This is a genomic window from Vibrio sp. 10N.286.52.C3, from assembly GCF_041468865.1.
Lineage (GTDB): Bacteria > Pseudomonadota > Gammaproteobacteria > Enterobacterales > Vibrionaceae > Vibrio > Vibrio crassostreae_C.
On the sequence record NZ_JBFRJM010000028.1, the window covers coordinates 226,825 to 239,219 of the forward strand.

Sequence of the window (12,395 nt, forward strand, 5' to 3'; positions counted from 1 at the left end):
TAATGCTTAATTTACAACAAGCTTTTTACTCAGCCTTTCATACAATTCAAAAGCTTCTGTTTTAGATATCAAATTTCCGAGAGCGTATTGATGAGCTAGCTCAATATCGTCGCTTTGATTGGAGTAATAGCGCTTGGCGACTGCAGCGCACTGGCTCAGATTGGTGTACCAACTGCCGTCTTGCTCAGCCACAAAATAATACGCCGCTCGCACTAACTTTTTACCAATTACCTTAACGATATCCGCATCAGTCATTGTTTTGAAACTCGAGGGCATTTGCTTAAGAAAAGTCGATAAATCGCCATTAAGAGCTTGGGCTATTTCATTGCTGGGCTTATATCGTGGAAACTTTATAGATAGATCATTCCCCCAAATACAACAGCAACAATGCTTGAGCCAAAACTGCCAATGGAATTCTTCGTTGGGTTGCAGAACATCCCGCAGGAAGCCAGGATCGATATCAAGCTTGGTCACTTGCGGATAGGTTTGGGGTATGGTGCCGGAAAGTAGGTTAAATACTTCCTTTTCTCTCTGACCAACAGGCGTAGCGAGTACGATAGAAACATCCAAATCAGAGCGACCAACAATGGCCGTTCCTCCAGGCACGCTTCCATACAAGTAGATACCATCAACTTGACCTGGAAGCTCTCTTAGCAGCGAATCAACGACTGCTGACACCACTTCTTGAAATTCAGGCGCAATGTTCTTTGGCGAATAAAGATTTTGAATGAACCCTTCTCGATCGAGTCCTCTAGTTTGTTCTTGCACCTTGGGTTCCTATTTTAATCGTTATAATTAATCACACCGGATTCTGATGATGATTTGAGGAGTGCCAGTGGTTAAAGTAACATTAACTCTCGCTTAGTTTTATCGTCCAGCTTTTCAATCGCGTAGCGAAAAGCAACTCTTGGTATTGCGGCATGCTTAGCGTTTAAATAACCAATAACCTGTTGAGGTTCCTTTTTACTGAGGACTTTAAGCATCCAACCATATCCTTTCTGCACGAGGTCATGTCCATCTTCTAGCAATAGATCTGCCACACAAAGCGGAGCCAACGCTGAGTATCGATTCTGATTGATCGGATAAATTAAGATGACAGCAGCAGCTCTACGTACAGCAAAATTCGAATGCTCGACCCATTTGGTTATGAGTTCGAACAACTCATTGTATTGAGACAGTAACTCACCAAACGCATGAGTGCAGAAGTCATCACAATCATTCCAGTCAATGACATACTCCATTAACCAATGCTCAAAGATTGGAAACGTTTCTTTCGAATATTGTTTTCTTACTCTAAAAGCCCAGTCGTAAGCAATAACACCTAACGCCCAATCCCTTTCTTCAAGCAATTGAGTACACAGGGACAAAACATTAGAGATATCTTTGTTTTTGATGGTTTTATAAACGAGCGCCGATATAGATCGAACCTGCCCTGTTTTAACACTAGCCTCTGGATAACCAACGCCTGAAAGATGAAGCTTTACCGTTTCTACGAAATTCATTAATTGCCAAACCTTCATAGAACTAAAATTAATATCAAAGTGAGATACACAGCACTTAAACCATACGTATGAAATTTATAAAATATAAGTTACCTTAATCACAACATTCATTATTGAGCATTTAAATTACCACTAAAATAAGGATATTCCCTTTGGTAAGAGTAACTTATAATGCATACTAGCGGCCTTTAAAAGAGGTGCTAAATGAAAAAGAACGGTTTTACACTTATTGAGCTTGTTGTCGTTATTGTGATCCTTGGAATACTCGCCGTAACTGCTGCTCCAAGGTTCCTCAACGTAAGTACTGATTCTCATATTGCAGTTGTGAAAGGCACTGGCGCTTCTTTTAAAACAGGTGTCGATTTTGCCTATTCAAAAAATTTAACCTCAAACGGTGGCGGTGCATCTACGAATGTACCTATCTATGATGAATCTGCAACAGGTCAGCTCGATTTCAATGAATGGGGATATCCAGCCCAGCAATGGTACGCAGAAGAAGACTTTCCAAGACTGGACAATACCGAAGATTGCATTTCGGTGTGGGGCGCTCTACTTCTTGATCCCCCTAGTGTTTCTAGCTTTAATTCGCCTACAGATACAGACTACATCGCTGAATACATTCAAACCGATCAATGTATCTACCACTATCGAGTAGTGCCTGGAATCTCCATTTACTACAACTCAATGAATGGTGACGTCACTGTAGACGATGAGCCAGATAACTAAGCGCTAAATGTTGGTCTTTCAGATTACTTGGGAATTTACGGTTTCTCTCAATAAAAGTGCCACACATTAAGAATCAACAGCACACATTTAAGACTGGCTTATTTTGGCGTAAACGAGCGTGCTGTCCATATCTCCTGATGGCAAACGTCGATCATTGGCTAAGCGATCTTCAAGTTGATAGCCACATCGTTTGGCCACGGCCTGACTTTTAAGATTCGAGCCTGCCATCCTAATTTCGACTCTTTTCGCACCTTTTTGAGTGAATGCATATTCTTCGATAATTCGGACAGCTTCACTCACGTAACCCAAGCCCGTTTTTGATGTTTGCAACCAGTAGCCGATTTCAAAGTAAGGGACAGTATCGTCTCTGATCATAAAGCCAATAGCCCCGATAAATGCCCCTGTTTGCTTTTCAATAATATTGAACCAGAACTCGCCAGTAAAGTTGGCGAAATTATTGGTAGCATCTTGAATGTTAAGTTCTAGCTGCTCTTTAGTTAGAGAATCAGAAACCCAAGGTAAGAATGGGGAAAACTCGGCCTTGCACTCATTTATCACCTCAAACATCTCTTCGCTGTATTTTAATGATGGAGGGGTTAATTTGAGCCTTTCACTTTCCATCACTAAGCCTTTCCCCAATCAGATCGAACAACCGCCAACACAACTGTATCCCACCATTGACCTTTGAAGAATCGATGATCTTTAAAACACGCTTCTTGTTTCATTCCTAGTGACTTACATAACTTAATCGCAGCCAAGTTCTTGCTGATGGTTTCAGCGTAGATACGGTATATGCCTAACTCTGAGAAACCAAAATCAGCGAGGGCTTCAGAAGCTTCTATAGAAAGCCCTTTTCCCTGAATTTCCCTTGAGAAAGCACAGCCCATCGAAGCTTGTTTATCGCCCTCAAGGCGCAAACAAACGGTTCCAATAAACTTCCCCGAATCTTTGTTTTCAACTGCAAGCTGATAGGACTGTCGAGGAACTTCTGAAGCCTGCTCAACAAACAGCTGGGTTAGCTCTCGATATTTGTTAGGTTCGCAATCACTTTCGTCATAGAAACGCTGATACTTAGCGTCTTGAGACATCGCAACAAAGGCACACTCGTCTTCGATACTCATATCTCGAAGAATTAACCTGTCAGTTTCCAGCTTAAACATCAAAATTCCTTTTTATCTTATAGCCTTGAAGGGAAAAGTCTCGGAGGTGTTTACTCGTATACTTTCCCGTTATGCTTCAACCAACCATGAGTGTGATGATTACGAGGGTCTTTGTGCGTCCAGTGCATTACGCCACCTTTCTTGTTCCATTCATATTCACCATAAAATTCAACTCGATCGCCCTTTGCCAGTCCCTGAACACGAGGCGCTAAGTCAATATTATGTGCGACTAACAAGGTTTGTCCGCTATCGAGTCGCAAAATGAATTTCTGATGTCGAGAGCCTTTATTATCATCAGGAAGTACTCGATACACCGTACCCGATCCGCGCACCTGAACGTCGCTTTGGTGATTTTCGTAAGCTTGCTTAAGTCGCGTATCATTCGCTTGAACATGACTGATGCCGAAGCTAAGCAGCACCAAAAGTAGAGCGCAAAATTGTTTCATTCCTTTCATTTCCCATATCTGTGTGTTGATTTGGGATACTGGCTGGGCATCCCCTCTTTTAACGATGCTTGTACTGAGTCGGACAATAACCTCTCGAAACGTCCGAACTGCGCAGTTTTACATGCTTGGTCGAGCGCCCAGAAACACGTGAGCGCCACAGCTTAAAACTGCCAAGCTTGAGATGGATACGCATAAAACGAATCACTTGCGATTCATTTAAACCAAATTGGTGCTCTATTGCCTCAAATGGCGTTCGGTCTTCCCACGCCATTTCGATAATTCTTGATTCATTCTCTTTAGACAGCATCATGCATACTCTTCCTTTATAAACTGGAAGAAATACGCCCGTCTTAGATTTAAAGATCACAAGTGACCACTTTGAACTACACGACTTATAAAGTTCAATAAAACAACAAGCTAACTCAAATTATGGCTATTTGCTTTCCAGCCACTCAGAACGCAATAGACCATACTTAATCGAGTCATAATACTCGCCTTGGTAATAACGCACTTTTCTTAGCCTAGCTTCTTGCTGGAAGCCTAATTTGAGGGCTAGTGACATCATCCGCGGATTACCCGACCAAGTGGTTAAACCGACACGCTCTATCTGCTTGTTTTCGAATAGGTAAGATACCCAAAGAGGAAGAGCTAACGCAGCAATACCCTTCCCCCAATAGTCGGAGTTATAAATGACTACTCCGACTTCAAGCCAACGTGTCTCTTCACACTCCCAATAACAACTGACGGTTCCTACAGGCACATCGTCTACAACCACCAACTGTAAGTCGGATCCATTGAGTAACCGTTGAAACGAACGGCTTTCAAACTCTTCTAGTGATGGCGGTGAGTATGGAAAATAAGGGCCGTTAAACTTCGTCCACTCATCGTTTGAGATAACCAAGGAATAAATGGCTGCCAATTCGCTTGGCATGGCGGGCCTAATACTTACCTGCATTTTCTCTCCTTGGTTTGGTGCTTAGGTATGGTTCTTGGTCTAAGTTCTAGAGGGATTAGTCGCGACCACAGCAGTCATTAATCTCATAATAACCATTAATAATAAAGTAACTAAATCGGATGACTACCAATCTAGCAGCTAGGCAATCATGGGGTTAAATAAGCTTGTGCGAACTCTCTAAGCACTCTCGCATTATTGTGGTATTTGCTATCCCCGCACTTTGTGCCATCTACTCTGATGTCCGGGCTGGAATATGCAGGTATAACATCTCGCTCATAAGACATCACTGTGCCTCTGTCAGCACAAATTGTACCGAAGGAATATTGAGGAGCTCTTGGATACGTTCCAGAAATGTAACTTTCTATACTATCAAAATCTTTCAATAACGTTTTATAGTCATGATTAGCACCACTTAAATGGCCAATTTCATGCTCCATTAAGTAATCAGGGCAGTTTATCGCTAAAGAAAAAAAGTAGGATACCGAAGAAGACATACCACAATAATCAGACTCAAAGCTAAAATTATAATTAGAAAATACTATCCCAGTAAAAATGGGGACGCCGTCTTCTGTTGTTTCTGGAATCGGTTCTTCCATCGAGAGTTTTAATAACCTCTCTGCTGCGCCCAAATCTTGAAACCAAAGGCTGTCGATTTCAGACGTATAAGTCACCTTAGTGACTTTTCTCGTCATAGGGACGCAGGAGTTTTTTAACACCAGATTCGAATAGCTTTCCCATGTCGCTATTTTAGAGGCTATAAATGCTTTGGAATATTCATCTAACACCGATTCATCAACATAAAGGTGGATTTCTGTATTCAAAACCTCGCTCTGTACACAAGTAGGAAACTCGATGCTTTGAGCATTGGAGAGTCGACTATTGCTCAACACTATAATCAAAACACAACCAACTAACTGGATGAGCCTTTTAAAAGAACTCTCACTGACTCGTGTATTCATTTCCACCCTCTCCCTATATTCAAAACCACAAAGAGCATCAAAAACGCCGTGACTTAAGATTCATATCAACCCCCATTACACATATAAGCATTGGCCTCTCAAAGTAACCTGCACTACCTGTGTTTTTCAGAAAATAAAAAGCTCGCCATACAATGACGAGCCTTGTTGATTATGGGAGCTTAACGCTTATAAGACCTTAACCTTAACAGATCTAGCCACTAAGACAGCTGATCGCGTAAAGCCAATTCAACGTTTTTCAATACTTTGAACTCTTCTCGAGTACAACCGCGCGCCACGGAAACCCAATGGTCGCCAGTTTCATCGACCCCTTTAAACTCTGCACGCAACTCATATCGTCGCCATGTAACAAACGCCAAAATAAAGGTCAGTGCAAGCATTGGTAAACCGAACTGAGGAACAAATGCCCAAGTCGCCGCCGAGAGGACTAAAGCCAACGAAACGATATTGATTGCGTTTTCTTTAAGACCCAATTGACGAATTTCTAACTGTTTGATTTTACGTAAGCTATACACATCTTTTTTAACTCGGAGTTCATCAGAACCCACCAGAAAGTCTGATGCTTTGTATGACCTACGAAGTCGCACTAAATTCGCTAACCTGTTGCGTGTTTGGTTCTTATTCATCGCCTTTCTCCATGTTATTTAAAGGTTAGTAAAAACTAATATAATCATGAAGTTAATGAACGAATGCTTGTTTTATAAATCAAACCAATATTAAAATCAAGCCTATGCAATTAATAACAATTATAACAACACCACTTAGCATATAAAATTCAAATAAAAAGAAGGCTTATTGAGGAGTCTACTCATCGTAAATCGATGTACTTTAGTTAAGTGAGATATAGGCCGATAATATTTCCAATAACCGACCAAACATACCAAACGGCGGGCATAATTCCTCCTGCTTTGTAACCACTTATTTCAACGCGATTTTTGCGACAAACTTCGTGTTCAAGGAATGCTGAACAGTGGTCACATAACGCTCCACTTGTCATAGGTCGCATAACTCCCTTGCCCACTATCCATCCGGCTTTTAAATACCTGAATCACTCAATTGAACATATCAATATAGCTTATCGATTAAGCAATTGATCTCATAATGTAGAGTCTGTACGCTTACACTATGCACACGGTTACCTAATGAAGATCACGATGAACGAACTACTGACATGCGGTATGGAACAGAAACAACGAACAACGGTGACGAGTTTATTCGCAAGAAATGGATTTAAGATCGCAACGACTGACTTTGATGATGTGACTTTCGAACGTGAAAATGTGTTGGTCAACGTTCGATTTGATTCCTCTTCTAACGTTGAATCGATTTCAACTCTAAACAACTAACGAGCTCACAAGCAGGTCGCTAAAATAATTGAATGGCCAACATTCGAGTCATTTTAGCGTATCTTGCAACCTGCCCTTTTCTACTTCATCCCCACCCTCTTCTCTTCCAAAAGCCACCGAGTGACAATTAAATCAATAACTCGCAATTCCATGATCTTGGCTTATATTTATTAATACCCTTTGAAAAAAAATTCGAAATGATGCCTATGTTCCTAACTCGGTTAATTTATGTCAGTACGCTCTGTGAAAGTTGCGATTCTCAGGCTTTGAACGACATTCTTCAGATTTCACACGACCGCAATAAGCAAAGCCATTTAACAGGCCTTCTAAGCCACAATGATAAGTATTTCCTACAATGTATTGAAGGTTCGAGAACCACAGTGAACCATACTTACAATCATATCTTGAATGACACGCGACACAAAAACGTCATGATTTTATATTTCAAAGAAATCGATTGTAGGCAGTTTGGTGATTGGTCTATGGGTGACATTCCACAATCTAGCCTAACTGAACTGGTTAATTTACAGTTTTCAACATCAGACCAGTTCAACCCGTATGAGATGTCAGGAGAAAGTGCCTACCGAATGCTTCTGGAATTGAAACAAAATTTGCCATCAGAATAGCTCTTCGACCCAACTTAATCCGTAGAGCAAGCAACAAAAAGCCCCAACGTATGGGGCTTTTTGCGTTTTATTGTAAAGGCAACTATTCGTTATTCTTCGGTGAACTCTACTCGCTCTCGCTGCTCACCGCCTCTTTTTCACTGCCGGCAAGAGCCTGCTGTTCGGCGGTAATATCAGATTCTTTGAACACAATGAACGCGCGGCGGTTTAATGCATCGGCTTTTTCAGAGCGTTCATTAATCGCAGGCTGCAACTTACCAAATGACTTCACTTCCCAGATGAACTGCTTAGGGTCGAGTTTGGTTTTGAGGTATTCAACCACCGTTTCTGCGCGGCGCTCTGCTAGCTTTTCATTGTAAGAAAGTGAACCCGCTTGGTCGGTGTGCCCTGCCACCATTATGCTACCTTGCAGGCCACTCAACTTAGTTGTGAAGTCATCTAACTGAGTTAGATCTTCTTGCTTAAGCACTGATTTGTCGAAATCGAAGTGTGGCGTCATTGCCATATAAACTTTACGTTCTGGTTTTGGTGGCTCACAGAAAGGCATCTCTTCGTACTTCTGAGCTTCTTCAAACACGATAAATGCACGGCGGTTCTCCGCTAGGTCTTTATCTGTCTTACCAAGCAGAAGGGGTTGAGTCTCACCAAGGTGTTTTACTTCCCAGTCATATTGCGTTGGGTCTAGTTGCCCTTTCAAATAATCTGCGACCGATTTAGCGCGTCGCTGTGAAAGGCGCTCATTATATTCGAGAGAACCCTTGAAATCAGTATGGCCGACAATCGTGATGCGCCCTTTTAAGCCTCTGATCTCTTTAACAAAGGTATCTAAGTTAATCTTGTCGAGGTCGCGTAATTGATATCTATCAAACGCAAAATGCTCTGCGATGGCGATATGCACCTCACGCTCTGGCGCCAAACACTCGCTGATTAAAAACTTAGACACATCGATGCCAGCAAACTTGTCTCGGTTCTCCTGACTCACATAGGTGTCGGTTGCACAGCCGGAAAGCAGCAAAGTACTCATCACTGCGCTTATTAGGAAAATAATTGTTTTCATCATACTCTTAACTGTCACTTCGAATTCTCAACTCTTAACTTTCAAGCCACGGTGGGCTGGCTTAGATCTTACCGACTAAGTTAATGAACACACCGGATGCGTCGTAGTCGTCATCATTGGTTAAGTCACTATCAAACGCAGAGAAGTTATAACCAATCCCCATTTTAAAGTTCTCGCCAATGTGCTTGTTCACCGAAACTAGCGCACCGTGTTCTAGCTCATCGTTGAGTGTGTCTGTTTTCCAGTGGTATTCACCCGTCACATCCCACTCTTTCATCACGCGATAAGAAGCGCTAAGTCCATATAGGTCGATGTCACTTTTAACCATCTCATTCGCACCAGATGCTCGTTCAAAAGCTTGCTGTTTGTCTTTATGGGCGTACTTAGTACCGACGTCCCAATGTTGGTCAATCGAATAGATCGCTTCAACTTCAATGATCTGACTGGTTTCGTCTTGATAATCCACATCGCGATCCAGTTGATCGAAATCTGCAATATAGGTGTAGCGGCTCAGTAAATTAAGTCGATCGTTGTAGATCGGACGATACGCAAGGCCGCCAGTGGCTTCAGTAAATTGCGCCATGGTTTCGCCCGTGGTTTCGCTCTCCGTGATTGAGTAGTTAAACTTACCAAATAGCGTGTACTCTTCCGTTAAGTGATGCGTATAACGGTTGGTCGTCACGATTTGTTGAAGTTCTCGCTGAGCGATGTCAGGGTCGTCTTCACTCTTATCCACTCGGTATTCAAATTTGTGGCTAAGGGTTATGTCATCTAGGTCAATTGAGGCATTGAAGCTGATAGATTCACGCTCTGTGGTAATGTTCTGGTCATCTTCAATTTCACCAAGCTGATAACCAATCCCCATCTCGACATCTTCCGTCACATCGTAGCCAAAGCCGTATGAGTCGATACGGCCATGACCATCATTTTCATCAACAAACTGGTTCTCTTGGTAAAAATCGACACTGCTGGTGAGATCTGCACGCTGACCAACAATCACGTTGTTTTGGCCTTCGTAGTTATCATCTACATAAGTTACGTAGGTTGAGTGGTCATCGGATACATCGTAAGTCACAGTCGCTTCTGCTACTTGGCCTCGGTCGCCATCGGTGTATTCGCCACCAAGAGACAAGTCTTCCAACACTTGGAATTCAGCACCAATCGACGCGCTGTCGTTTTCATCATAGTCATCCGACTGGTCGACGGTCTTTTGCCCTTTGACGTAAACGCTGTTCTCACTGTCCCACATGTATTCCAAACGCACACCCGCTAAGGTGGCATCACTGTGCTCGTCGTTTTGGTTAAGCTCTTCAGTTTGTTGCCCTGCCGCCGAAACCTTAATGTGCTCGGTGATTTTAACTTGAGTCTCAATCTCAATCGTTTCAGTATCTGTTTCTAGATTACCATCGACATCGCGCTCTTCATTGGTCGAGAAGCGAGAGAGAACCGCCAAGCGATCGGTAGCTTGCAAACGAAGTTCAGCACCGTATGCCTCTTGCTCTAGATCATCGCTGCTGCTCGCGTAGCTGTATCCCGCGTCTTTGTCTCGGTACCAAAGCTTAAGGTCATTGCCAACGGCACCAAAGATGGTTGGAGCAAGATCGTAAAGGCTAGTCACAGCCGTTATTTGGATACTGTCACCCTCGCGATCTTCTAACGTATCGCCAATGGGCGTAAAGGTTAAACCACCATCGGTAGAGACGAAATTCGACTCGGTTTGCCTGCCTTCACTGTGTGCAAACTCAGCCTTAATGTAGGTACCTTCTGTTGCACGCAACGTTAAGTCCGTACCGTAAGACTCGTAGTCTTGGTTGTCCTTTTCTTGAGTCGCATACGTCACGCCAACACCAACGTAATCGTTGATCCAACCTTTAGCACGACCACCGTAAGACATCGCATCTAATGAATCTGAACCTTGTGGGACGTACTCATAGTCGACAACCAGAAAGTTTTCGTAGTCGTCTCCGTTTTCAATCACGCTGCCAAAGCTGTCGGATAGGATGTTGTCGAGTGGCTTGGTCAAAATAATTCGACCTTGGTACGGGTCAAAGTCATAGTCGACGCCCGGCTCAAGTGGGATTTCATTCTGCACTAGGCCAGATTCATCTTTTACTTTGACGTAAACTTTGTCACTTCCCGGTACCGCTTCACCATGACGAAGGAAGTACAGAGAGCCGCCTGTACCCAAGAACTCATCGTGTGCATACAACGAATCTGCTTCTGCGGTAAAACCGACCATGTTCAGACGATCTTCACCGTATTGTGTAGTATCGCGAGTGCGATAATCAGCTTTGAAACCATAGAGGCTACGGTTGTAATCGTTGTTCTCAGTGCCTGTTAAACCCGTGTTGTAGTTACCCCACAAGTATTGAGACTTATCGTATTCCACATTGAGGTAAACCTTGCCCTTGGTGTTGACCACTTTTTCGATGTTTGAGCTGTCACCATAGTTACCGTAATAAAGCTCATCGTCGTCTTCGAGGATATCGAACACATCCGAATCGTCTGAGGCGAACGGATGTTTGAACATGTCTTTGATTTCACTTTCTCGCGTATCAAAGTGAGTTGTTACACGAAGTTTGTCGCCAAATTTACCCTGACCAAAGTACGCTAAACGACCTTGATTATAGATGTCATTTTGATACTGGTCATCGACACTTAATGCATCGCTATTACCAGACACATTATTCTTACCAACATAAAGATCAGCCAAACCGGTTTGTGCGTAGTACGTATCTGGAATACGAACGTACAGCTTGTAACGACGTTCATCACCGTTATCAAACACAACCTTGGTAGGGAAAATGTAGGAGTCTGTTGGTAAGTACTGCTCTGCATATAAGTTGCCATCTTCGACATCAAATTCATCTTCACCGATGATGACTTTATCTACGCCTTTCAAGCCAGTGCCGATGAACTTCGCTAAACCCGCATTGGTCGGGATGTTGTGACGCATCAGCTTTGCCTGTCCGTAACTTTTACCTTTGCTCTCTTCATCGTCGTTATCGTTTCGGTCGATATCGACTTCAGAGTCCGGCTTAACTAAGTCAGTCACACCAACGGTGGTCACATCCATGTTGCCATCTTTGTCCCACGCTTTTAGGCGGAACATCAGCTGCTCACCGACCTCAAACTGATAATCAACATCAGTTTGACCATCCCAATTGATGTCAGAGTCGTTCGCCAGTTTATCGCCTTCAAGCACAGCGATTGGCTCAGACAGACCAAAGTCACCCACTCGGTACACTTCCAACTGGTACTTTTTGATGTAGTAACCGTAGTTGGTGGTAATGGTGAAACCGACGCTGTCACGCAGTGTGCCTTGTTCGACTTCTAATTCATCGCTGACACTGACATCTAATACTGGGTCAAAGCGAGTGATGTCACGGCTTGCCCAAATAGCGCCTTGCTCTAAGTAAATACGCGAGCTGTCTTGGTCTTGGTTCGGCTTGGTGATTTCAATGCCAGTCGTCTCAGAACCGAGTTTTTCAAGCTTACCTGTGTCTTTCGCTACCGCCATCACAGGAATGGCCGTTAACACACACGTCGCTAAACGAGACTTACTAAATACTTTCATACAATTTCCAGTTACGGTTCCAA

At 43.1% G+C, this 12,395-nt stretch carries 14 protein-coding genes; 3 read left to right on the forward strand and 11 right to left on the reverse strand.

Annotated elements, in window-relative coordinates; all coding sequences use genetic code 11:
* Window positions 1-6: 6 nt before the first annotated feature.
* Window positions 7-768 carry a nucleotidyltransferase domain-containing protein gene (locus tag AB4138_RS11990; protein WP_372183072.1) on the reverse strand — a complete coding sequence of 254 codons (762 nt, stop codon included), beginning with the start codon at window positions 766-768 and terminating at the stop codon, window positions 7-9.
* 71 nt (window positions 769-839) lie between these two features.
* Complete coding sequence (locus AB4138_RS11995) at window positions 840-1,502, reverse strand: DNA alkylation repair protein (protein WP_372183073.1); 663 nt, start codon at window positions 1,500-1,502, stop codon at window positions 840-842.
* Window positions 1,503-1,706: 204 nt separating this feature from the next.
* Here AB4138_RS11995 and AB4138_RS12000 point away from each other — a divergent pair, with 204 nt between their 5' ends.
* A complete protein-coding gene (locus tag AB4138_RS12000) occupies window positions 1,707-2,228 on the forward strand; it encodes a type II secretion system protein (protein WP_065608044.1) in 522 nt (173 codons plus the stop codon).
* Window positions 2,229-2,315: 87 nt separating this feature from the next.
* Here the strand turns inward: AB4138_RS12000 and AB4138_RS12005 are convergent, their stop codons facing one another.
* From AB4138_RS12005 to AB4138_RS12035, 7 genes are all read right to left on the reverse strand, one after another.
* Window positions 2,316-2,849, reverse strand: a complete 534-nt coding sequence (locus AB4138_RS12005) for a GNAT family N-acetyltransferase (protein WP_048609469.1) — start codon at window positions 2,847-2,849, stop codon at window positions 2,316-2,318.
* Between the two features lie 2 nt (window positions 2,850-2,851).
* Window positions 2,852-3,388, reverse strand: a complete 537-nt coding sequence (locus AB4138_RS12010; RefSeq protein WP_372145962.1) for a GNAT family N-acetyltransferase — start codon at window positions 3,386-3,388, stop codon at window positions 2,852-2,854.
* 50 nt (window positions 3,389-3,438) lie between these two features.
* A complete protein-coding gene (locus tag AB4138_RS12015; RefSeq protein WP_017067223.1) occupies window positions 3,439-3,834 on the reverse strand; it encodes a DUF3465 domain-containing protein in 396 nt (131 codons plus the stop codon).
* Window positions 3,835-3,892: 58 nt separating this feature from the next.
* Window positions 3,893-4,144, reverse strand: a complete 252-nt coding sequence (locus AB4138_RS12020) for a TIGR03643 family protein (RefSeq protein ID WP_372306189.1) — start codon at window positions 4,142-4,144, stop codon at window positions 3,893-3,895.
* A 123-nt stretch (window positions 4,145-4,267) separates the two neighbouring features.
* Window positions 4,268-4,789 (reverse strand): GNAT family N-acetyltransferase, encoded by a 522-nt coding sequence (locus AB4138_RS12025; protein WP_017065383.1) that lies wholly within the window; start codon window positions 4,787-4,789, stop codon window positions 4,268-4,270.
* 146 nt (window positions 4,790-4,935) lie between these two features.
* Entirely contained in the window at window positions 4,936-5,748 is an 813-nt protein-coding gene (locus tag AB4138_RS12030; protein WP_017065382.1) for a hypothetical protein, read from the reverse strand.
* Between the two features lie 218 nt (window positions 5,749-5,966).
* Window positions 5,967-6,392: a hypothetical protein gene (locus AB4138_RS12035; RefSeq protein WP_372125363.1), complete on the reverse strand. Its 426-nt coding sequence runs from the start codon at window positions 6,390-6,392 to the stop codon at window positions 5,967-5,969.
* A gap of 528 nt (window positions 6,393-6,920) precedes the next feature.
* Here AB4138_RS12035 and AB4138_RS12040 point away from each other — a divergent pair.
* Complete coding sequence (locus tag AB4138_RS12040) at window positions 6,921-7,112, forward strand: hypothetical protein (protein WP_017065380.1); 192 nt, start codon at window positions 6,921-6,923, stop codon at window positions 7,110-7,112.
* Window positions 7,113-7,318: 206 nt separating this feature from the next.
* Window positions 7,319-7,738 (forward strand): BLUF domain-containing protein, encoded by a 420-nt coding sequence (locus AB4138_RS12045; RefSeq protein WP_372128963.1) that lies wholly within the window; start codon window positions 7,319-7,321, stop codon window positions 7,736-7,738.
* 106 nt (window positions 7,739-7,844) lie between these two features.
* Here the strand turns inward: AB4138_RS12045 and AB4138_RS12050 are convergent, their stop codons facing one another.
* Window positions 7,845-8,795, reverse strand: a complete 951-nt coding sequence (locus tag AB4138_RS12050; protein ID WP_372306192.1) for an OmpA family protein — start codon at window positions 8,793-8,795, stop codon at window positions 7,845-7,847.
* A 61-nt stretch (window positions 8,796-8,856) separates the two neighbouring features.
* Window positions 8,857-12,372, reverse strand: a complete 3,516-nt coding sequence (locus AB4138_RS12055) for a hypothetical protein (RefSeq protein ID WP_372306195.1) — start codon at window positions 12,370-12,372, stop codon at window positions 8,857-8,859.
* Window positions 12,373-12,395: the final 23 nt, after the last annotated feature.